The sequence below is a fragment of the Planococcus sp. MB-3u-03 genome (genome assembly GCF_002833405.1).
In the GTDB taxonomy this organism is placed as follows: Bacteria; Bacillota; Bacilli; order Bacillales_A; family Planococcaceae; genus Planococcus.
Genome location: NZ_CP025135.1, coordinates 3,003,121 through 3,024,914 on the forward strand (window position 1 = coordinate 3,003,121; position 21,794 = coordinate 3,024,914).

The window sequence follows — 21,794 nt, forward strand, 5'->3', positions numbered from 1 at the left end:
CTGAATGTAACTTAATTGCTAATAAGTTACATTCAGAAACATTAAAATCTCTATTTTGAGAAAAAACGAAACCTCAATGGAGAAAAATGGTATATATGGTATCAAGTGAATTATTAAAATATTTTGGTGAAAGGGACGATGGAATGTTTAAATCTAATCTTACTAACTCGATCCTGCGAATCGCAGGATTATGGACTGTTTATTTTATAATCTTATTCACTAGTGATTCCTTTTCTTATTCTCAAAATAAACCCTTTTTTCTTATTGCTACAGTATCTTATATTTTGCTAACGATTTTTTTCCTTTGGAGAATAAAATATCCTAGTAAAAAAGTACGCTCAGAAGAAAATAGAGCTTGAAAATAAGGCAGAGTAACAACGAAGGCCAGATAGGAGAGCTCTCTTATCTGGCCTTTTGAATGTAACTTAATTACCATTATGTTACATTCAGAATTATTAAAAAATATTCTTTATTTCAGTTATACTAAAGACAATAATTGTCTTTCTAAAAAAGATAATTGTCCTAAGCTAGTCGAACTTAAGGTTTCAGAACTAGTAATTTTTGAGATAACTATTCTTTGTATGAGAAAGGTGGAGCGTTGGTATGTCAAGACTAGATAATTCCCGATGGAAAATGAGTATGGCTGGCTTTACTGCATTTGTTTTAGCTACTATTTTCTTCTTAATAACGGGGCCTAATATACCTGGAATACTTGGCTTTTTAATATCCGCAATAGTATTGTTCATTCTAAATGCTGTTTATGTCTTATATACAAACAAGAAATCAGGTAACGCAAAAAAATCAAATATAGACTAACTGTTTAATATTTGTTTTCTCTTAATTTGAATGTAACTTACTTCACAATAAGTTACATTCACAACCACAAAAACTAATATTATTAAAGTGCTAATAAAGTTGTAATTACAAAATATACAAGAAATCCAGAAACGAAAATTAGAATATATTTAGCTTTTCTTCCCACTACTGTTTCCTCCTAACTTTTAAATCATAATTTCTAACTTACAGCCGAACTGAATGTAACTCAACTGCACTTAAGTTACATTCGTTTCACTGAAGTATCTGTTGTTTTGGCGTTAGTACTTTTCTTTCATTAATCAAGATGAGGAGATTGCACATCTTCCACATACAAGTCGTCAATCTTTCTAAGTTCCTCGATAATGTCATCCGTCAGGCTTTCGCCCACAAAATACATATAGTAATCCCAGCCGAAATGGATCTCAAACTGATTTTTGGCAACCAGTCTGGCCCAGACCTCTTCCCTGAGAATCATCTTGACCAAATCCTTGATCAAGATGATGGGAATGGTCTTGCCTTCAGACAAGTTTAATGCGGTTTCATGTGAATGATTTTCTAGATCCAGCAGTTTCAAATGATTGACCCTAGTTTTTTGCATGAGTACTTCAACAGCTCGGATGTATTTTTCTTCGGTCTCCAAGTATTGCTCCATCGTAAAAATTTGGCCATGATACGTCTTCCCGACATCAGATATACTAGTCCATTCATCCACTAAGGTGTATAGACCCTTCGCGTCCCTGTTTTTAGGATTGTACTTTGTGACACGTATGGATTTCATTCTCGTTCTTCCTCCCCATACAATTCAATTTCTTTTAGCATGCCATCATCGAAAAATAAATCCTTTACATCTGCTAATTACTAAATTTTTGCTTTTTATTTTATTATAGATTATCACATCATACAGATACTTATTGGTAGATTATTGAATTTGAAGAGGGCCCCAAAAAACGTTCGTAAAAGTACACCTTTACGAACGCTCAAAAAACAGTAAAAAAACACAAAAAGAACGTTCGTAAAAGTGTCAAAACACTTTACGAACGTTCTTATACTCACAGATACATATACGCACGAATAACTTCTTATATAAATCCTTCTGGAAGTTTACATGCTAGAGTCAGCATTTCTCAGATCTAAAGAAATCTATTAGAGTAAATAGCACATCATATTATATAGCGAAACCGCTAAATAATGCCTGATGTAATCTCATACTTTTCTAACTCCAATTAATTCTAGCCAATTGTTACCAGAAGTCATGATAAACTGGAGGTAAAGGAAAGCTTTTACTACAACTGACCATCACTGAAAAAGGGGATAAACATGGACTTGAATTTATTAATTGCAACCGTAATCACTGCTACAGCAGCGCTTATTGCTATCATTGGCGGATTCCTTATCTCTCGAGTTATTACACTTTCCAGTGAACAAAGTGGCATTAGACGGAGATTGCGCGAAATCATGTTGGATATCAAAACTAAGGAACAACTTCTCGATGAAGTTGAAGAAAATTTACTGGAAGAAGATCGAGAAGATTTTATCAATGAATATTACAGTGAATTGATATTCGATAAAGTTCCGTTGGAAGTGATTATAGATAATTTGGAAGGTTCATATAGAGAGAGATCTATGAATGACCTTGAACCCGTTATTAATGAGATAATACAAATAAATAAAGACCTAAAAACGATGTTTGAAGGTAGTGGAATTAAATACTCAACTGAATTACCAAAGGATTTTGGGGATTTCGCTAATATCAGATCAGAAGATTTAGAAGGACGCAGAAGCTGGTATGAATTGTTGTATGATGAATATCAGTACCGGCTCCCCAAAAAGCCGAAAACTGACCCTTTTGGTTTTTCGTCCATCTATGATATAGATGTTCCTCCATCTCTCTTTTCGAATTCAATGAGTACACAGGCTGCAGCACAGGCATATCAACAGAAGTCTCGAGATCGCGATACGTACAGAAATGAACTTAGTTCCTTAAAGCAACAAGGTTCTGAACAGAAAAAAATCTTAGAAGACTATGGAAAACCTCACGGCATGTGGGGAGGCTTGATGGTACTCATATATGCTAGTATCGTCGGCATCGCTTATCCAGTTACGCTACTTCCATACCCACTTCAAACCTACAATGATGAAGCAACCAGGATTTTGATCCTTCTTTTGTTCTTGAGCCAACTCCTTGCTTTGTTTATCTATTTGGGAATTAGCATGTATTCACTCACAAAAGATGAAAAGGCCCCAGAGTGAAGAACTTGTAGCAGAAACTAAATGGGTATATTTTATATTCGCTTTTGCGACACTATATATAGAAGGAACTGGACTAAAATATGTTGAACTGTTCTTAATTGAACCACTACGCCTCTTAAAAATACGGACCAGAATGGATCTCCCAGAAATTCCGCAATAGCTTAATTAGTAGGCCTTTAACTTCGGTTAGAGGTTTTTTTATATCATTTTCATTATAAGGTTACGGATAAGATTTCTAAAAACTTATCTTATCCTTCTGTTTTATAGTCTTGCAAGCTATATTCATAGGTAATTTCATTTTTTGTACCCGGAATAAACCTAACTTTTACTGTATCTCCTTCTTCCATATATTTTAATTTATTTCTAAGCTTTTCTGAATCTGCAATTTTCACATTATCTAGAGTCCATTTTGTATGTATATTTTTAATAGAAGCTTCAAATAACTGAATTTCTTTTTCTTCCCTTTCTTCAGCTGTAATTAGAACCCCTTTTGCATCGACTGTATTTTGATAAAAACCTAATGCACTTTTCTTATCACCTAGCATTAATGAAATTGCTTGAATGTATATTTTATAGGTTCTTTTTATTATCGATTTTAGAATACCGATATTCATAAAATCAGCAGCGCTGATTTCTAAGTCCAAACTAAATTTCACATCAAAGAAATCTTCAATTTCTATTAATTCATTTAAAACGATATTTTCTCTTAATAACCTTTAAATCCTCTTTATCATCTAACGAAAATTCTTCAGTCAAAATATAGATTTTTGTCTTTCAATATCAACAATATCTAGAACGTCACATTCTTGTGTATTTTATAAACTCTAGCATTTTTCTCCGGTTTAACTAAACCTTTGAAGTTTTCTCTTAACAAAAATTGACTTTTCCTTTAAATGTTTCCTTTTGTTCTTGTTCATCTTTGTAATCAATTAATAACTTTAATAAGTATGGACAATTTTCTTGTTGCTCGTTACTAATGACTATTAAATTTTCTTTTTGCTTAATTTAGTTAGTCTAAGCTCTAAATATTCTACTATTATATGTTCTTGTTCTCCGCGCAGTGCTAATTTCACCCTGAGTGGAGGCGGTAATTTTCAGGCATAATAACCCATTCTCCACCTTTTACTGCTTCTTGCTCTAAAGTGAAATCATTTTCAATCTTTTGTTCACCAATCCAAGTTTCTAAAATTTCATATCAATTTTTATTATTTCTTGCGAGAGGCGCTTTCTTGCCAATAATTCTTCAAAAGATTCACCTTCTTCAAACTCATTCTCATCGACAGTGTAGCTTTACCTCTAAAATCAACGGATATCGTTCTGCTACCTCCCGATCTAGAGGTTCATGTTGTAAAACCATCTTATTTCCAAAATGTATAGTTTTATACTTATAATAAGGATAGAATGGATGACTTTGTCCTACCATATCATGCATTTTTGAGTTCTGCAATTGCTTCGTCGTGTCTTCCTTGTTCCATTAATTTTCCATTATTTCGCGGAGTAACTATTATTGTCACTTCATTGTTATCAGAGTCCTGAAGACCAACTTGGACTATCCCGTTATTCTGTTCAATCCCCTTTTTCATTATTTATATCCTTTCCTACATTTATTGAATTACCTTTAGATTTTGCAATGCTATTTGAGTTGTTCCTTTGTTCTGTTCTATCCCCTTATTACTTTTCTTTTTATTTTTATAACCTTGTATACTATTCCTCCCCTATCAATAAAGAAGCTATCATTCCTGCTAAGATGCTACCAATCGTTAATCCTTCCATCATGCTCTGCACCTCTTTTACTAATTTTAATTACTTGTTTGTTAATCCACTATTCTATTTTCATTATTAGAGTTGTAAATTATTTTTGCATTCCTTTTCCTTATTAATAGCTCTATATAATGTGGCAGCTGAAATTCCAGTAGCTACCTGTATTTCCTTCACGCTCATTCTTCGTGAATGATAGAGAGCAATCGCTTGATTTAACTTCTGCTGATTTACTTTTGGTCTACCGCCTTTTCTTCCTCTCGCACGAGCTGCCTTTAATCCAGCCATTGTTCGTTCCCGAATAATATCTCGTTCAAATTCAGCTAATACTGATAGCATCCCGAACATCGCTTTCCCAGCTGCAGTACCAGTATCGATATTATCTTGAATACTGACAAACTCGACGCCCTTTTCTCGAAGTAGTTCTGCAATTTCAATCAATCGCTTTGTAGATCTGGCTAATCGATCTAATTTATACACGACAAACTTATCGCCAGCTCGTGACATCTTTATCGCTTGTAGCAGTTCCGGCCGATCATCTTTTGCTCCAGATAATTTCTCCTGGAAAATCTCTTCGCAGCCAAACTCTTTTAGTGCATCCAATTGTAAATTCAACGATTGATCAATCGTGCTAACTCAGGCATATCCGATAATCATAAAATCCCTCTTCTCACTTCTATTATCAGATTAATTATATCAAATACATTCGTTTAAGATGGATAGTTTCTGATATGAGTTTTGATATAAAAGAGTATAAAAAGAAGAAGGTTGTCACTTTAAGAGATAACTTGCATCAATTTTAAGCTATATTTTGCACAGGAGTTAAGAAAACCAGTAATCTTATATAAAGATTACTGGTTTTATATCTATATTTCATTTAGAAAACTACCGATAATCCCTCATATGTAAACTTTTACTCGTCTAGCAAATAAGAAAACTAATGGTTTTGCAAATCGATCTGGATTTTCAATTATAAAAGGGAATATCTATGTGACGGTGCTGCTTGGAACCTTGATAGCTATCCCAATGAATGGAAATTAAATGTCGTTATGGGCTTAGCGGTAACATCCGTACATAATTGGAAACTTGCTAAAGCAAAGTATCAATTTCAACGAATTTATCGATTATCGCTGCAAGTCGTTTTCTGAATTCAACATCATGGATTCAAAGAACAGAGAAGGCGAGTTTTCATTCCATTCGTTGAAACTTACGTTTGCTGTCCGTTCGGTTGTATAGCCATAAGCCAGTTGTGTACGAGGATCATCGGTCAACTGCAGTTTGACCAATGGCCCTTCAGGCGTCAGCCAGTTTAACTGGGCTAGACGGTTTTCAAGCGAAAAAGTGATCCACCCATCTTCTGCTTCTTCCGTTTCGAACAATGGTTCTTGCCCGATCATCATCCAGGTTTGGCTCTGATGTTTTGGCGGCAGCCAGTAATTTTAGCTAAAACACCTTCCTCTAAAGTAAATTCAGGGATTTCGTGGCGAAGCTCTTGTACCCAGTCCCCATTGCCCAGCTGCAGGTTACGTGAAACGAAGACATTCCCCTGCAAAATTTCTGTATTTCCTTTAGTGAAGACTCCATACGGATTTGTTGTCGGATCGGGACCATAAATTTTTCGTCCAGGCTTGCCACAGCTTCCGGGTTCCATGACTTGAAGTCGACCTCGGCCAGATTTTGATATTCAAGGATAGAGCATATGGAATCCATCCGGTATTTTCAATTTCTTCAAAATGAGCGATGTCCCATTTTCCAGTGTCCGTTCGACCAATGTGTAAGTTCCGACATTCAGGCCAAGCAAAGACATGTCATAGACAACTGTCATATCGCTGCCTTTTCTGTAGCTACCGGTTCACTTAAGTTGATGAACATAGGCTTTCAATCGCCAACGTCACTTCTTTGTCCGAATAGACCTCGACTTCATTTTTCAAAACATGATAGCTGTAAAATAATCAGCATCATGAAAATACGACGAATAATAAAATCACTAATTTCCTGAACATATTTCCACCTCAGTTTTCTGTGTTGTAGCTAGTTTTGGTTAGAGTTTCTGAAACAAAAGAAAAATCGCACAATAAAGCAGCGAATGAAGGTGTTTTGATAAGTTGCCCATAAGCCAACGAAATTTGGTTGAGTCACTTCCAGAGTCGTTCATAAATTAAAGCTAACAGTAAAAAGCGCCCTAGAGGCGCCTTTTTACGCGTATGAATGTAGTCCCGCAATGATCAAGTTGACAACTATTAAATTGAACATGATAATCGCGAAACCGATTACCCCAACCAGGCTGATTTTCACCTTGCCAGCCTTTACCGAGACGTAAATGCAGATAGGCCGCATAGAATAACCAAGTAACCAACGCCCAGACTTCTTTCGGGTCCCACCCCAGAAACGGGACCAGGTGATTTGGGCCCAAATCATGGCAAAGACCAGCGCGCCCAGAGTAAATAATGGAAAGCCGATAATCACTGCACGGTAATTAATTTCATCCATCAGTTGAAGATTGACATTTTCATTAGTGGTTGAATAAGTTGCGATATTCTCCGGCGGGTAATCAATCTAATTAGGACATATAGAACAGTTCCAACTAACAAAGACCACGTGACAGTCGTCAGTTTACTAGCATCTACTAACGCTGGGGTTTCGACTAGTGGTGTCATGGCATCCTCTGTTACTGGAACCGATTCATTCATACCGAAAATAGGGGCATGTTATAAATAATCGTGGCTTCCTGATCATCTTTGTTCACATACTGAAAGGTGTTTTCATAATTTGTTAGGGTGAAGTAAGAACTTGAAATAACAAAACCTACGACTAGCACCAAAAAATACAGAATTCCTTCCAGCCAAAATCGCTGCTTTGACTTTTTTGACAAATCCACCCCTTTGAGCAAGTAAATCAACCCCGCTGCCGCACTCATGGCCAAGATCCCTTCCGCAATGACAACCGTGCTGACGTGAATCGCCAACCAGTTTGTTTGAAGCGCCGGGATAAGCGGGCTGACTTCACTCGGGAACATGCTTGCATACGCAATAATCAACAAGGCCACCGGCAATACAACCATTCCTAAAACGGGTGTTTTATAGAGGAAATAAAGAATGATGAATCCTCCTACAAGCGTCATGCCGAACGCTGTCGTAAATTCAAACATATTGCTGAGAGGTGCATGTCCCGATACGATCCACCGGGTGAAGAAATAGCCGAGGTTTGCAAGAAAGCCAATCACGGTGATCGTAATCGCTACTTTTCCCCAGCGTTGTTCCGAGTTGAACGTTCCTTTCTTATTGCCTTTAACAGCTCCACCAAAAACGAAAGTGGCAATCAGGTAAGCAAAGAACGCAGCGTACAGTAAATTCGAGCTAATCTCGGTTAATGTCATGACGAAGACTCACCTTCCTTTTCCGCTTTCTCTTTTTTATCGATTTCATCCTGCTGATCTGTGTAAGCAGGCAATTTAGCAGAGTCAACCACTCGATCCAGGTCTTTCTTCAAGCCGAACCAGTTTTTATTGGTATGGCCAGCAAGCAGGATCGTGCCATCAGCCTTCTGCTGAATCCAGAAACGGCGGTGGTTAAAGTACATCCCCTGCGCGACACCAATCATGAAGATCAAACCGCCAAGGCCAAGAATCGGCAAGGTGCTGTCTTTGCGAACCGTTAAACCGGAGACATTACGCGTATCCGCATTCTGAAAGGTTAATTTGTATTGATTTTCACCGAGTGGTTCCACCGTATTCTGGATGGTGATAAAGCTTGTTTCCCCTTCCGGTGTTTCTGGGGTAGTCAGTTCCACCAGGAAACCGGGATTGTTTGGCAAAGGGGTCGCAGTTTGCGGTTCTCCATCTTCAAAACCAGAGAAATCTGGGTAATAACCAAGCAGTTCTACTGTTGATCCAGTCTCCAATTCGTACAGTGCATCCGGATTAATCAAGTCGATTGTCAATTCCCCCAATGATTCTTCCGTTTCTTTGTTCGTCAACGCGAATGTCATTGCCTTTAATTCATTCAGTTTATAATCCATTTGATACACGGCATAGCCATCAAATTTCAACGGCTGGTTGACACGGATCGGGTATTCTTGAACGACTTCCAAGTTATCGGTTGCACCGGGCAGGCTATCTTCCGGCTCTTGATAAAGAACGATATCTGTTTGGTAGTTCTTCACGACCGTTCCCACCCGATCGATTGCTTCCCCGAACTTCGCGTCTTCTCCTTCGCCCGTATACGTTTCCAATTTAAAGTTTTTGTTTTCCAGGTAATAGCCCGGCACTTCAGGAATCGCTCTGGTTTCGCCTTCGCGCAGCCAAAGCGTTTCATCGACATAAAATCCGGGCATCATCCGCAGCATGACGCCGAAAAGGAAAATAATCAGACCGATGTGATTGACGTAGGGGCCCCATCGGGAAAAACGGCCTTTTTCAGCCAATAGTCCATTTTTTTCTGTCCGGACAGTGTATTTCAACTCTTTTAATTTCGTTTCTGCTTTTTCCAGTGCATCTTCAGCCCCAGGGCCGCTGCCATAAATGCGCTGCTTGTCCATAAAGCTTGGATGGCGCAAAACCCGTTGGTTCTTTAACGACTTATAAAGCGGGACGAAACGGTCCAAGCTGGCAATTACCAACGAAATGGCCAACATCCCGACCAATGCGATAAACCAATAGGAGCTGTATAAGTCATGGAACCCAAGCGCATGATAGACGCGTCCAACACTGCCGTACGTATCGGCATAATAAGCTTGGATCGTTGCTTCGGTACTCGCTGGAACAAAAGCTTGCTGGGGCAGGATCGTGCCAATGGCTGCAGCTACCAACAGGACGACAATAATGCTGACTCCTACTTTGACACTTGAAAAGAAGTTCCAAATTTTATCGATGATGGATTTATTATAGGTTTGGGAACGTCTGGCTGTGCCCTCATAACGCATATCCACTAGCTTGCTGTTTTGATCTTTTTCAGTCAAAGAGCGCCCGCACGACTCACAAAGCTTCGTGCCAGGAGGATTCGTATGGCCACATTGGCATTGTACGTTTTCCATCTAAAAAATCTCCTTATTCGGGTTTGATTTCTTCCATGTAGCTGGCAATGTCCTCTTCAGACATCTCCCCGGTAATGATTTTCGTGATCTTCCCTTCAGGATTGACCAGCAGTGTAGTAGGCAAGGGACGAATGTTGTAAGCTTCCATTACACTTTTGGTTTTATCAATCACAATCGGAAAGGTTAAATCCCGTTGTTCCGCAAATTGTCTCACTTCATAATCGGACTGAGCAATATTGACGGCTAAGATTTGAACGCCTTGGTCCTTGTACACTTGATATTGTTTTTCCATCAGCGGAAATTCTTTCTCACACGGTTTGCACCAAGTCCCCCAGAAGTTCACAAACACGCCTTGACCTTGGTAATCCGATAATTGATGTTCTTTACCTTCAAGATCCACTAAGGCAAAGTCCGGAGCTTCATCTCCCACTTGCAATAGTTCACTTTTTTCACCTGCAAAGCTGTTGTAAATCGTAAAAACGATGGCTCCTGCCATCACCAGTAAGATAGCCGCCCGTACATAAGACCGCTTTTTCTTTTTAACTGTCATGTAAAAACCCTCATTTCTATCTAATCAGTTAGAATCCTGTAAATCCTCCTGTGAATTGAGAAAGGAAAGCAATAATTTCTGTCATCATATCAAAATACAATAAAACACCCATCAGAATCATCAATGCGCCGCCAATTGACATGAAAAGCGCACTCTTTTTCTTTAGAAAGCTCATTTTCTCAATGAACAGGGACATCAAAAGGAAGGGAATCGCAAAGCCTAACACATAAAACAGCATATAGAGGAGCCCTCTATCCGGATCGGCTACGCCAAGTGCAATGACCCCTGCCAAAATCGGTCCCGTACAAGGCGTCCACCCTGCCGCAAATCCAATACCAATCAAAACAGAACCGGCATATCCAGAGGGTCTTTTTTGGAAATGGACTTTTTTATCTGACAACAAAAAATCAAACTTCAAAATACCTGTAAGTACCAAACCGAAAAATACCATCAAAATCGCACCTAATTGCCGTAAAAGAGCTTGGTTTTCCAAGAAGAACGATCCGATAAATGAAGTGGATAATCCTAATGCCAAAAAAATGATGGAAAAGCCGATTAAAAAGAGAATGGTGTGAATCAACGCATTGCGCCTCATCACGCCTTTTTCGGTTTTCAAGTCATTCACTGAAACACCGGTAATGTACGAGAGAAAAGCTGGATACAGCGGCAGGGAGCAGGGAGAAAGAAATGATAACAGTCCTGCACCAAACGCTAGAAGTAAACTGACTTCTGCCACATGGTCATCTCCTTATAAAAATTTACAGCATGAACCAGTCATACCTGCTTATGATTTAAACGGACTTCTTGCGGAATCGATAGGTAACGCTGAAAAATCGAAGGTCAATCCTTCTTGTTTTTGACCACTAAGACCACCATGGCTACTGAAATCAAGATGAAGGCAATCAGCGCGAGGAAAGGAATTGTCACAAATCCAAACCAGTTGATATACTCAGAGCTGCAGGGAACACCACTAACACAGGGTTTAATCCCCCCGAAGCCAGGTACTTTTTGTTCCAGGTAATGGAGAATCGAAATACTTCCTCCCAAAAGCGATAAAGGCAAGACGTAAATAAATACCTTTGCATCGTTCCGGAATGTGGCAATTCCTAAAATCAAGACCAGTGGATACATCGCGATTCGTTGATACCAACAAAGTTCACAAGGAATGAATCCTTTGATTTCACTGAAGTACAGACTGCCAAGTGTCGCAATCAATGCCACAAACCAGGCACCGTATAACAAAATCGCATTTTGGCTGGATTGTATTCTTTCTTTCTCCATTACTCCTCACCCATCAATTCTTGTTCAATCAGCTCTTTAATCGCTTCATAGTCAAACGGATCTTCTAATGTCTGCCCATTGATAACAATCGTCGGTGTTTGGGCAACTCCAGCTTCTTCCACTAACGCTGTGTCAACTTCCACAGCATCCATTGTGGCTTGCTTTTCCATATCTTCTTTCAATTTCGTTTGATCGATTGATGGATAAACTGCTGTCACTTCCAGAACTTTTTCAGGAGTGATCCAGGCCCCGTCATGGTTTACTTCTGGCTGTGCCGCAAATAGAGCTTTGTGGAAATCCCAATAAACTTCCGGACTTTGCTGATAAACGGATTCTGCCGCTAGAGAAGCTAACGTAGATTCCTCTCCATGGAAAAGAACGTTGATATAGGAAAACTTCGCCTCTCCTGTGTCCACGTAATCCTGAACGAGTTGCGGATAAACCGTTTCTCCCCACGCTTTGCAAGAAGGACATTTGAAGTCTCCAAATTCGACGACTGTAACTGGAGCTTCTTCTTCGCCTAAAATCGGCTGTCCGCTGAGATCGATTTGTGCCGTTTCCACTGCTGGCGCTTCTTGTTGATTAGTCAAAACCACAATCGCAACCAAAATCACAACTGCTAAAGATGTTAAGAGAACCGCAAACTTCAAGCCGGATGGCTTAGCTTTTTTCTGATTGTTATTCATAATCTTCCTCTTTTCTGTATAGGTTTATTTAAGAAATACTCATCATCAATCCTACATACAATGCCAACACACTAAATAGGCTCATTAATAAGGAAACGAATGAAGGTGCCTTCTGCTTAAAGCAGTAGAGAACAAGAAAACCAAAAATGACAGCTACCCCAAAGAACAACGAGCCCAGAAGAGTGAAATCAACTTGCAGGTGCATCGCGGGATCGATCTGCCCCGAATAAAAGTAACGGAAGAGATCGGAGGCACCACTTCCCTTCAAGTAGGCTTCAATGGAATGAGGAGGCTCTTGCTGGCCCAATACGGCAGTTGCCGCAAAAATCAACAGCAAGACGACGCTTTCTGCCCTTGACCAAGGAACCGGATTTATGTCTTCTCCACGTTGGAGTTTTCTTCTCATCCAGACCCCATTAATCCAAGCGAACAACAAAACAGGGAGTACCAGTAAATGCTTCAGCAAGATTGCCTGGCCGTAGGGCATCATCCAAGCATCTTGATATTCCGTTACATCCACCGCCAATGTCATGATAAAAATTCCTGAACCGACGACAATCGCCAAACAACTGAGGGCTACCGGTGTATACCATTTTAAAAAGGACAGCCAGTTTTGTGCAGTAGTCGAAAACCAACTCACCACCAACAACAAGCCTACCCAAACCGCGACAGCTGTAAAATGCAGCGTATGAACAACAAAGCCACTCCAGTCGGTCAGGGAAGCTGCATGGCTTGCCCATCCCACCGCCAAAAGCAGAATAAAGGAAAAAACAAGCGCAATGCCTATAAATGCTTTTCTTTTAAAGACTGGAACAAGCGACACAAAAAGGTAGAAAAATACCGAAATAAAAACAGTTACGGTCCAGGCTTGCCCAACTTCGAATTCTCCTATGACATTTTGAGTTGTTACTAAAAGACCGATATCTTCATAGAGAAACAGAATTAATCGAATGACCGGTGCCGCAGACAAGAAGGCGATTCCCAGAATGGCCACTTGCAACACACGTTTGTTGATTTTCAAGTGGGGCTTTAGGTGAGACGGAACCAGTTGAATCACCAATGTACCGATCAACAGGGAAAAGCATAGATACAGCAGAGTCTCTGTTACATAAATCCAAATCATTTATTTCCCCTTTTATTCGACACCCACATCAACGTGCCAACAGCAATCACTGCCAGTATCATCAACACAATCACCATCACATAAGGTGCATTAGTCGTTTCCTGAGGAGCCGCTAGATTTTCATTTAGAGGTTCTTCCGTTTCCCCTTGGTCTGCCAGTTCGTCCTCAGTGGACGGCGTAGCTTCTTCTGTTATCCCTGAAGAGATTAAGTCCTCACTGACTTTTAGGGTAAAGGCATAAGTTCCTTCAATGGGATGGCCATCAGCTCCGATGATCTTCCAGTTGACCGTATAGGTGCCGTTTGCTATTGCCGCCCCTAACGTCCCTGTCATGGACTGTCCACCAATTTCAACACCTATTGGAACTTCCTGTCCTCTTTCATCTTCCACCGTAAAAGAGCTTCCTTGTTCCAAGTCGGTATTGAATTCCAATACCATTTCTTGCAATTCCTCGGTGACTACATCTCCCTCTGCAGGGTTAGCACTTTCCAATGCGGTGTGCGCAAAGACGGCTGATGATGTTAGAGATAAGAAAAATAATAGGAATAAGACCACTTTTTTCACTAGACTTCACCTCTTTACTCGTAACTTTTTTCTTGTAAAACTGATGCTTTTACAGCACTTTTTCTTTTTATTCCCCATTCATTCTAACAGGCGAACAACAACATTTAAACAATCGTTTGAATATAAGATTGACAAAGTTTCGAATTTTCCTACACTGGACATAATCAAACGAACATTTGAATGAGGTGGAACCATGGATGAAATAAAATCAAAGTTAAAGTTGGAACAAAACAAGATACTTGCCAAACCTTTTGCTATGACGAAGAAGTGATTGAGCGAATTCAGCCCAAGCTCGTTGGAATCAGTGGAGTTGAATTGCTTTTCAAAGCACTTTCGGATGCAACGCGCTTAAAGATCACCTATGCGTTAACGCTGGAAAGGAACTATGTGTATGTGATGTCGCCAATATTCTCGAGACTACAACGGCCACAGCCTCTCATCATCTTCGCTATTTACGAAATATGGGCTTAGCGAAATATGAAAAAAGAGGGAAATTGGTCTTTTACTCACTGACAGATGATCACGTAAAGCAACTGGTACGCATTGCGTTGGAGCACGCCAAAGAGGATCGATACAAATGAGCAAAGAAACGAATGGTTATCAAATGCGTAATCTGTACGGCAAAATTCGAGAAAAACATTCGGAACATTCTTTCTGTTCAAGATGTTCAGTTGAATTGCGGCGCTTCGAAAATCTCAGTTGCCGGTGAAGCCTCTATATGAACAGTTGGAAAAAGTGAGAAAATCATTTGACCCTTTTTTTCGAAACGGTGCCTTTGCACTAGGATTGAAAATACTGGCGTTGCTTTTAATCATCCCAGGGTTGCTCACTCTTTGGATGGCTATCTTCGCTGACATGAGCACCACATTAATTGTCGTATTGAACTCTCTTCGACTGATGAAGAATAAATATTAAGAAGATAACTTAAAGAGAAAATGAAATAAAGAAACAGCCGACATCTCTTGGGATGTCGGCTGTTTTTGTTAAGATCCAATATAATTTCGTGGATCAACTGCATTGGAACTTGAACCGTTCCAGATGCCGATATGTGTTTCGAAATGTAGATGTGGTCCGGTCGAACGCCCGGTATTCCCCATGCCACCAATTCGTTGTCCCTGAGATACTGCCTGACCAGTAGAAACGTCAATCGAGTTCAAATGGCCATATACCGTCGTCATCGTTTGCCCATTGACTGAATGTGTAATGACAACGGCATTACCTAGTCCGCCCATCGTACCAGCACTTGAAACGTAGCCGTTGGCTGCTGCCATTACCTGTGTACCTGGAACATTAGCAATGTCCATGCCTGCGGTAAATTCAGGTCCATCTCCAATATCACGCCATCCAAAATTAGAGGTGTTTCTGCCTGCTGCTGGTCGGATAAACGGAGACCCCGAAGCTGCTGCAGGAGCTTCATACTCACTGGCTGGTGCATTCGCTTCTACGGATTTTTCCACGCTCGGTGTTTTTACAGCTGCTGATTTTGTACTGCTCTCAGCCGCAGCTTTTCGTTCTTCTTCAGCTTGTCTCGCGGCAGCTGCTTCTTCAGCTGCTTGTTGTTCAGCCGCCGCCTGTTCAGCCGCAGCTTTTCGTTCTGCTGCCAACTTGCGCTGACGTTCTTCTTCAGCTTTTCTTGCCACTTCTGCAAGACGCTTCTGTTCATTCACAATTTGTGTTTCCAGTTCCGCACTGATGTCCAGAGCTTCAGCACGCTGACCCTCTAAATTGGATTTCTCACTTGCTAAACGTTCTTGTTCAGCTTGTAATTCTCTCCCAAGACCTGCTTGCTCCGCTTTTTGCCCATCAAGTGAAGATTTAAGAGTTTCTAACTCTGCGCGACGTTCTTCTTGCTCAGCAAGTTTTGTTTCAACTTGTGCTTTTTGCTCAGCCAGCAATTCTTTGTCTGCCGCCTGTTCACGCATGATGTTACGGTCTGCTTCGATTAACGTATTCACGGCTGAAAAACGGTCGATGAAATCAACAAAGCTGTTTGCGCCAAGTAATACATCTATGTAATCCACCGAGCCTCCACTTAATTGGATGGCACGTGCCCGTTCTTGTAGTAATTCCGTACGTTCAGCAATTTTTTGCTCAAGTTCAACAATTGAAGCCTTTAATTCTTCAATTTCCTCTTTTGTTTGTGCAATAGTGCCTTCAACGCTAGCGATTTTCGCTCCAGTTTCTTGAATTTTAGCATCAAGTACCTGAATTTGTGCCATGATTTCTTCCAATGTGGACTTATTTTTAGATATTTCATTCGACTTTTCGTTGATTCCAGAGTTTAATTCGCCTTGCCTCTGTTCAACTTGCTGTTTCTTTTGCTCTAGTTCACTTAGTGTATCAGCACTTGCTGTTGGTACCAGCAGTGATAAAGCCAATACAGAAGTCAAACCAGTCAACATCCATTTCGATATCATGTTTCGTTTCCCCTTTCAAATCCCAATTCATTTCTCTCTATATCGTTCTATTTAGAAAAACTTAAAATATGCGTGTACATCCGTTAAAGTCATTCAGGAAGTAGCTATCAGTTAACTTCATGAGTTTAAAAACCCAGTTTAGTTTAACTATTTTTAGTTCCCTACAAATTCCGGCTCTGTTATTGTAACACCCTATACGGTTTGCTTTGTTACAGTCACATTTCATTTTGGTATAAAATAATAACAATTTAACATTTTTACTTGAAAATATTAGGGGATAGAAAAATCCAACTCATAAATATAAGTCGGATTGCTTACTTGTATGCTTATTTACTATCATTACTCTTATAACAAATTTTGGGCGTTGACATGTGAAATTCGCTTTACCCATGGTTAGGCTTTGGGAATTCTTCAACATCACTATTCTTTGATTTATTTGCTTTAGCTAAGTTCCGTTTCCGTCCTCTACGCCAAGCCAACACAAGAAAACTTATAAACAACGTATAAAGAAGAATTAAGGCAGCAATATAGGCTTTATTAAATCCCTTTCGTTCGATGACATTGAAGGCTTCCCCTAACTCACGATCCAATGTAATTTGGTAATCACCGTCATCATTCTGACGAACCACGTCATTTTCAAATAATCCCCGCATTTCTTTGTCGTCACCAATCACTTCGGCTGGTATCGTCAAACTCTTTGTTGAGGAGGAATTATTAATAGCGATAATCCATGACTCTTCCTTATTAGACCGTTTATAGACAAGCCATCCATCCTTTTCATGCAAGACTTCCGTTTCTCCTGTCCGAAGTGCTTCCGACTGATTTCGAAGCGAAGTCAAACTTGTAATGTGGTCAATCAGTTCTTCGTCTACCCCCATATTTAGAATAGAGTGAGATTCAGGGGGGGCACTTCCGTTCATAGCAATCTCGGAGCCGTATTGAACAATCGGGATTCCGGGCATGGTCAATAACTGAAACATCAATAAGTTCCATCTCGTTGGGGGAAACCCTCTCACTGCCACTATATCAGATGTAAAGCGATTGCTTAAAAGAGAATCCACTCGAGTTAATTGGCCCTCAGCCGTCTCTTCAAAGTCCGGAGAAGTTGTTGAAAGGGGATCGAAATTTTTATAACTGCTTCGCAAATCCTCTTCTATACCAGGCTTTACAACCGCATCCAGTCCGGATTGAGGTCCCATTTCTAAGTCGCTTATGATATAGACATCCCGAATACTTTTCATGGTTTCTGAAAATTGACTAATAAAATCTTCATCCAATTGATCTGCGGTTTGTAGGCGAATTCCATCTATTTCATATTCTTCGACAAATTCACTGAACCAATCAATTAATTTTCTTTGAGCTTCCGGATTTGTTGTATCCAGTGCCATCGTTCCATCTTCATTTTCAGAGAACCACTCCGGATTCTCTTTGTTCCATACGTGTTCTTTGCTGACCCGTTGAGTTGGAATATCGATTATTACTTTCATATCCAACTCATGGATTTTATCAATGGCCTCTTGAAACTCCTCCTCCGTACCAAAATGACGTTCAAATTGTTGATAATCGATTACTTCTTTTCCGTCATACGTATCCGTCGCAAATACCGGCCCAATCGATACCATTGTAAATCCCATATCTTTGATGTACTGCATTTCGCTTGCCAATCCTTTAAAATCGCCACCATTGAATGCGGTTATATCCCGGGAATCCACTTCATAGTCATTCTGTATAACTTTATTGAAGTAACGATCGACTAACAGGTCGTATATGATTTCATCTTGCAGTGAATTCTTTTCTTTTGCTGCTGCTGGAGTTACTAAGCTCACTAATAAAATTCCAGTTATAATTGCTAAAAACCACTTTGCTTTCAATCCAACTTCCTCCTTCGGTAAAACTCATCGATTTCCTTACGTCCGGTCTAGTTTATCAAACAGCAGGCATCGCTACTATGCAATATTATCAAAAATCAAGTATCTCTAGCTTAGTTTCGTCGAAACTGTGAAGAAAGATGTTTGCTTCATGGTTGATTCCCCATCCAGTTCAGTACCAATGCACATATCTTTTTTCATAGAATTGCCTTATTACTTAGTTGATTAATCGCCTAAATCCATTAGAGTTAGAGTTACCTGACGAGATAAGTTCAGTTAGTAAAAATACCTAAACAGAAGAAGTGAGGGAGGAAAAAGATGACAGCAACGAAAAAAGAGAACAAAAGAAAACAAAAAAAAGAGAGATCCTCAACATACGGATTCCTCTTTTATAGTGTGGCTCTCTTTGTTTGGGCCCTTTATGATTTTGTTTTGAATGATAAAACGGGATGGCAAATGCCCATTTTGCTTATTGGACTGGCTATTTACCTTTGGTCAAAAGTGTTTTACCACCAACAACTAGTTAAACAACTTGCTGAAACTAAAAACAGTTTTAAAAAAACTTAATGACAGAATTTCTTTCGAATCCGAACAGGACAAACGGTAAATTCATATAAAACTCATCCTTCTCCATTAAAAAGAGTTGGCGAAAAATGCTGAAAATTATTCAAATACAAGATATTCAATCTTTTCCTTCATTACAGAAGCAGTACTTAAAAATAGTTGTAGCTCAATGCAGCTTTTTGCTGAGCGAAGCTCCAGCTTTTTTGTAGTATGGCAATACATCAGTTCGTTTTTCATAATGGTAAAAATAGTCCAGTGTACCGAGAAATAACGCTTTCCCCATTCTTTGACGCTCCAACTCCGATTTTATAAATTGAAGATCCTTCGAATTATCGATAAATCCTATTTCAGTTAGGGAGGCAGGAACTGTGTTTTCACGCAGCACGGCTAAATTCCCTACTTTAACTTGACGATTGGTCAACTTCCACGCTTCTTGCATGCGTGCCTGCAGATAAATGGAAAGCGCACGTGACTCTTGGACGTTCGGATTTGTCGCTGTTGTTTTCGCATAGTAAAAGGTTTCTTGTCCGTTTACTTCGCCATTAAATTTATTGGTATGAATGCTAACAAAAACATCTCCATCATTTTTTGCTGCTGCCTTAGCACGGTCACTTAACTCAATGAAAACGTCGGTACTGCGTGTCATTGTAGTAGCAATCGGTGTTTGATCAAAATAATTTTTCATGTGTTTTCCGACATTTAGAGTAATCATCTTTTCTTGAAAACCATTAGCGACGGATCCCGGATCTGTCCCTCCATGACCGGGATCTATAATAACTTTCAAATCACTCGTTCCTAGGGAAGTGGAAACTGGCGCTGGAACAGTTGGCTTTAAAGCTACAAGATAATTTGTACTGACGTAACCAATAACACCATTCACCTGAACATGTGACCAGCCATTTTTTGATGAAGCGACATTAACGGTTGTTCCATGTTTCAAACTGCTTATTACTTTATCCGAAGTGCTGGGACCAGAACGCATATTTAAAGCATCAGCACCTGTATTAACATACATTGTCTTGCTAAATGAAACACCCTCCGGTTTAACTCTGAAATTTTCATTTAAGCTTCTTACCAAAAAAATTGCAAAGTCTGCTCGAATGATGGTCTCGTCCGTTCGAAAACTGCCATCAGGAAAGCCTTGTGCAATTCCTTTTCGCATTAAGTTGTCCACCGAAGTAGAGATACTGATTCCACCCAAATTAAAACTCCTATTTATCAGAAGAGCCATCTCTCCACGAGATAGAACTTTATATGGTTGAAACGAGCCATCGGGATAACCTGATATTATCCCTTTCCGAACTAATTCATCCACATACCCTGAAGCGAAGTTGCCTACTCTTACGTCAGAGAATTTGGTATTTCTTTTAACTCCACTTAACCCTAGTGCTCTGCCGAGCATAGCGGCTGCTTCACCTCGGGTTACCTGTCGGTTAGGCACAAAAGTTGTTGCCGTTACCCCGTGGACAAAACCACGAGTCACGAGATACGAGATTTCAGCTTGAGCTCGATGATTAGCTACGTCTACGAAAGTGAGATTTGTATTTGCATAACTTTTTGGCGTGTATATCGAGACTAGCAAAATCATTAAAAGCATTATTATCCATTTTTTCAACTCATAATACCTCCTATTTTATACCTACAATATACTTTAAACTGTTTCTACTTGAATACACATCTGACATTATATTTAATTTTTATTTTATTTTGTCATTTTAATCGGAACACCTGGGCATAAAGATACATTTCGTTATAGAGATTTGGCTTTTCCAATGAGATTCAGCTGGTTATACGGGTGCAATTCGATAATTTTAAGCTAAAAAGAATACTCTGGGAATATACTTGACAATTAATAAAAGAAAACCTTATAATCAACATATGAACATATGCTCATATATTGATTATAAGGTTAAAATATATCTTTGGAGGTCTTTAGAAGATGAGTATGGATTTTGAAAAAAAAGAAGTTTCCGTCACGAGTAGCCGGTTAGATGAAGAAACCCTCTTTGTCGTCTCCCAAACATTTAAAGCATTAAGTGACCCTACTCGAATTCGCATTTTGAATCTGCTGTGTTCCGGTGAATACTCCGTCAATGACCTGGCAGAAAAGTTGAATTTTGGGCAATCCACGGTGTCGCATCAACTGCGTTTTCTGAAACAGTTGCGATTAGTGAAATATCGTAGAGCTGGAACCACACTCTACTATTAGGAAGACGATAATCATGTCATGAATCTTTTAAAGCAGGCCATTGAACACGCGATCCATCATTGAAAAACGTTTAATTACAAGATTCACAGCTGGACATCCTATGCGTTGAAAGGAGTAAAAAAAATGGCACATGATCATAACCGATTACAAAAAGATGCTTCCAATCTCCTGCATTCAATGGGATTAAGTTATACACGACCGACTTATACACTTCAAAAATCGGATCCCAAAAAGCCAGACACTTTAGTTTAAGAGACCTTTCCAACATTTAAAAAAATTGATAGACGGTGAGATTGATCACCTGTATTTGAAGATGATTCGTGATTACCAAGACCGGTACCTGGTTCCTCAAAGGAAAACAGCGACTCATTCCCACCTATGGCCAGCATAAGGGCGTGAAGCTGATTGGTACGGCGGATTATGAGACCGGTGCAATTTTCTGCATCGAAGAAGAATAGTATAATGCCCATGCTTTTCTACGTTTCCTCTCGAGAATCTGAGCGATTTAATCAACGGGTAAAATTGTCATGATTCTAGACAACGCTAGGATTCACCACGCCAAATTGATTCAGCCATTCTTGGAAGAAAATCGATGTCGCCCTCAAATGGTCTTTTTGCCTCCGTGTAGTCCCATATTGAACATAATGTTAATGTAAGGTGTCTGGAAATAGTTAAAGG

At 39.7% G+C, this 21,794-nt stretch carries 19 protein-coding genes and 3 pseudogenes; 5 read left to right on the forward strand and 17 right to left on the reverse strand.

Features of this window, described 5'->3' with window-relative positions:
• Window positions 1-1,111: 1,111 nt before the first annotated feature.
• Complete coding sequence (locus tag CW734_RS16225; protein ID WP_101191805.1) at window positions 1,112-1,594, reverse strand: hypothetical protein; 483 nt, start codon at window positions 1,592-1,594, stop codon at window positions 1,112-1,114.
• Between the two features lie 539 nt (window positions 1,595-2,133).
• On the opposite strand from CW734_RS16225, the gene CW734_RS16230 reads away from it, so the two are divergent.
• Entirely contained in the window at window positions 2,134-3,066 is a 933-nt protein-coding gene (locus CW734_RS16230) for a hypothetical protein (RefSeq protein WP_101191806.1), read from the forward strand.
• 248 nt (window positions 3,067-3,314) lie between these two features.
• Here the strand turns inward: CW734_RS16230 and CW734_RS16235 are convergent, their stop codons facing one another.
• From CW734_RS16235 to CW734_RS16285, 13 genes and pseudogenes are all read right to left on the reverse strand, one after another.
• Window positions 3,315-3,710 (reverse strand): hypothetical protein, encoded by a 396-nt coding sequence (locus CW734_RS16235; protein ID WP_157824179.1) that lies wholly within the window; start codon window positions 3,708-3,710, stop codon window positions 3,315-3,317.
• A 1,195-nt stretch (window positions 3,711-4,905) separates the two neighbouring features.
• Window positions 4,906-5,451 (reverse strand): recombinase family protein, encoded by a 546-nt coding sequence (locus tag CW734_RS16240; RefSeq protein ID WP_232787284.1) that lies wholly within the window; start codon window positions 5,449-5,451, stop codon window positions 4,906-4,908.
• A 497-nt stretch (window positions 5,452-5,948) separates the two neighbouring features.
• Window positions 5,949-6,224 (reverse strand): hypothetical protein, encoded by a 276-nt coding sequence (locus tag CW734_RS19275; RefSeq protein WP_232787107.1) that lies wholly within the window; start codon window positions 6,222-6,224, stop codon window positions 5,949-5,951.
• Window positions 6,221-6,475 (reverse strand): hypothetical protein, encoded by a 255-nt coding sequence (locus CW734_RS19280; RefSeq protein WP_232787108.1) that lies wholly within the window; start codon window positions 6,473-6,475, stop codon window positions 6,221-6,223. The genes CW734_RS19275 and CW734_RS19280 overlap by 4 nt, the downstream gene beginning before the upstream one ends.
• 33 nt (window positions 6,476-6,508) lie before the next feature.
• Window positions 6,509-6,649 (reverse strand): hypothetical protein, encoded by a 141-nt coding sequence (locus CW734_RS19285; protein ID WP_232787109.1) that lies wholly within the window; start codon window positions 6,647-6,649, stop codon window positions 6,509-6,511.
• A gap of 371 nt (window positions 6,650-7,020) precedes the next feature.
• A pseudogene (gene ccsB / locus CW734_RS16250) lies at window positions 7,021-8,200 on the reverse strand (c-type cytochrome biogenesis protein CcsB).
• Complete coding sequence (locus CW734_RS16255; protein WP_101191808.1) at window positions 8,197-9,855, reverse strand: cytochrome c biogenesis ResB family protein; 1,659 nt, start codon at window positions 9,853-9,855, stop codon at window positions 8,197-8,199. Before CW734_RS16255 ends, ccsB begins: the two are co-directional and overlap by 4 nt.
• A 13-nt stretch (window positions 9,856-9,868) precedes the next feature.
• The gene (gene resA, locus CW734_RS16260; protein WP_101191809.1) at window positions 9,869-10,405 is read right to left on the reverse strand and encodes a thiol-disulfide oxidoreductase ResA; all 537 of its coding nucleotides are present in this window, start codon (window positions 10,403-10,405) and stop codon (window positions 9,869-9,871) included.
• Between the two features lie 28 nt (window positions 10,406-10,433).
• Window positions 10,434-11,141: a cytochrome c biogenesis CcdA family protein gene (locus CW734_RS16265; protein ID WP_101191810.1), complete on the reverse strand. Its 708-nt coding sequence runs from the start codon at window positions 11,139-11,141 to the stop codon at window positions 10,434-10,436.
• A gap of 104 nt (window positions 11,142-11,245) precedes the next feature.
• Window positions 11,246-11,686: a disulfide oxidoreductase gene (locus tag CW734_RS16270; RefSeq protein WP_101191811.1), complete on the reverse strand. Its 441-nt coding sequence runs from the start codon at window positions 11,684-11,686 to the stop codon at window positions 11,246-11,248.
• Entirely contained in the window at window positions 11,686-12,372 is a 687-nt protein-coding gene (locus tag CW734_RS16275) for a DsbA family protein (RefSeq protein ID WP_101191812.1), read from the reverse strand. The genes CW734_RS16270 and CW734_RS16275 overlap by 1 nt, the downstream gene beginning before the upstream one ends.
• 28 nt (window positions 12,373-12,400) lie before the next feature.
• A complete protein-coding gene (locus CW734_RS16280) occupies window positions 12,401-13,495 on the reverse strand; it encodes a copper resistance D family protein (RefSeq protein WP_101191813.1) in 1,095 nt (364 codons plus the stop codon).
• Window positions 13,492-14,058 carry a copper resistance CopC family protein gene (locus tag CW734_RS16285; RefSeq protein ID WP_101191814.1) on the reverse strand — a complete coding sequence of 189 codons (567 nt, stop codon included), beginning with the start codon at window positions 14,056-14,058 and terminating at the stop codon, window positions 13,492-13,494. The genes CW734_RS16280 and CW734_RS16285 overlap by 4 nt, the downstream gene beginning before the upstream one ends.
• A 207-nt stretch (window positions 14,059-14,265) precedes the next feature.
• Here CW734_RS16285 and CW734_RS16290 point away from each other — a divergent pair.
• A pseudogene (locus CW734_RS16290) lies at window positions 14,266-14,639 on the forward strand (ArsR/SmtB family transcription factor).
• A 402-nt stretch (window positions 14,640-15,041) separates the two neighbouring features.
• On the opposite strand, the gene CW734_RS16300 reads toward CW734_RS16290, so the two are convergent.
• On the reverse strand, window positions 15,042-16,475 hold the full coding sequence (locus CW734_RS16300; RefSeq protein WP_101191816.1) for a murein hydrolase activator EnvC family protein: 1,434 nt from the start codon (window positions 16,473-16,475) through the stop codon (window positions 15,042-15,044).
• A 383-nt stretch (window positions 16,476-16,858) separates the two neighbouring features.
• Window positions 16,859-18,346, reverse strand: coding sequence for an alpha-amylase family glycosyl hydrolase (locus CW734_RS16305; protein ID WP_101191817.1), 1,488 nt, complete (start codon window positions 18,344-18,346; stop codon window positions 16,859-16,861).
• Window positions 18,347-18,661: 315 nt separating this feature from the next.
• Here CW734_RS16305 and CW734_RS16310 point away from each other — a divergent pair, with 315 nt between their 5' ends.
• Complete coding sequence (locus CW734_RS16310; protein ID WP_225218477.1) at window positions 18,662-18,910, forward strand: hypothetical protein; 249 nt, start codon at window positions 18,662-18,664, stop codon at window positions 18,908-18,910.
• 163 nt (window positions 18,911-19,073) lie between these two features.
• Here the strand turns inward: CW734_RS16310 and CW734_RS16315 are convergent, their stop codons facing one another.
• Window positions 19,074-20,522, reverse strand: coding sequence for an N-acetylmuramoyl-L-alanine amidase (locus tag CW734_RS16315; protein ID WP_232787110.1), 1,449 nt, complete (start codon window positions 20,520-20,522; stop codon window positions 19,074-19,076).
• 330 nt (window positions 20,523-20,852) lie between these two features.
• Here CW734_RS16315 and CW734_RS16320 point away from each other — a divergent pair.
• A pseudogene (locus tag CW734_RS16320) lies at window positions 20,853-21,179 on the forward strand (ArsR/SmtB family transcription factor).
• Window positions 21,180-21,643: 464 nt separating this feature from the next.
• Complete coding sequence (locus tag CW734_RS20130) at window positions 21,644-21,772, forward strand: transposase (RefSeq protein WP_101191818.1); 129 nt, start codon at window positions 21,644-21,646, stop codon at window positions 21,770-21,772.
• Window positions 21,773-21,794: the final 22 nt, after the last annotated feature.

What these genes read in the sequence shown, in the direction of transcription:
- CW734_RS16225 (WP_101191805.1), bottom strand. Translation starts at nt 1,594, where the DNA reads ATGAAATCCATACGTGTCACAAAGTACAATCCTAAAAACAGGGACGCG.
- CW734_RS16230 (WP_101191806.1), top strand. Translation starts at nt 2,134, where the DNA reads ATGGACTTGAATTTATTAATTGCAACCGTAATCACTGCTACAGCAGCG.
- CW734_RS19275 (WP_232787107.1), bottom strand. Translation starts at nt 6,224, where the DNA reads ATGATGATCGGGCAAGAACCATTGTTCGAAACGGAAGAAGCAGAAGAT.
- CW734_RS19280 (WP_232787108.1), bottom strand. Translation starts at nt 6,475, where the DNA reads ATGGAACCCGGAAGCTGTGGCAAGCCTGGACGAAAAATTTATGGTCCC.
- CW734_RS19285 (WP_232787109.1), bottom strand. Translation starts at nt 6,649, where the DNA reads ATGACAGTTGTCTATGACATGTCTTTGCTTGGCCTGAATGTCGGAACT.
- CW734_RS16255 (WP_101191808.1), bottom strand. Translation starts at nt 9,855, where the DNA reads ATGGAAAACGTACAATGCCAATGTGGCCATACGAATCCTCCTGGCACG.
- resA (WP_101191809.1), bottom strand. Translation starts at nt 10,405, where the DNA reads ATGACAGTTAAAAAGAAAAAGCGGTCTTATGTACGGGCGGCTATCTTA.
- CW734_RS16270 (WP_101191811.1), bottom strand. Translation starts at nt 11,686, where the DNA reads ATGGAGAAAGAAAGAATACAATCCAGCCAAAATGCGATTTTGTTATAC.
- CW734_RS16275 (WP_101191812.1), bottom strand. Translation starts at nt 12,372, where the DNA reads ATGAATAACAATCAGAAAAAAGCTAAGCCATCCGGCTTGAAGTTTGCG.
- CW734_RS16280 (WP_101191813.1), bottom strand. Translation starts at nt 13,495, where the DNA reads ATGATTTGGATTTATGTAACAGAGACTCTGCTGTATCTATGCTTTTCC.
- CW734_RS16300 (WP_101191816.1), bottom strand. Translation starts at nt 16,475, where the DNA reads ATGATATCGAAATGGATGTTGACTGGTTTGACTTCTGTATTGGCTTTA.
- CW734_RS16310 (WP_225218477.1), top strand. Translation starts at nt 18,662, where the DNA reads ATGACAGCAACGAAAAAAGAGAACAAAAGAAAACAAAAAAAAGAGAGA.
- CW734_RS20130 (WP_101191818.1), top strand. Translation starts at nt 21,644, where the DNA reads ATGATTCTAGACAACGCTAGGATTCACCACGCCAAATTGATTCAGCCA.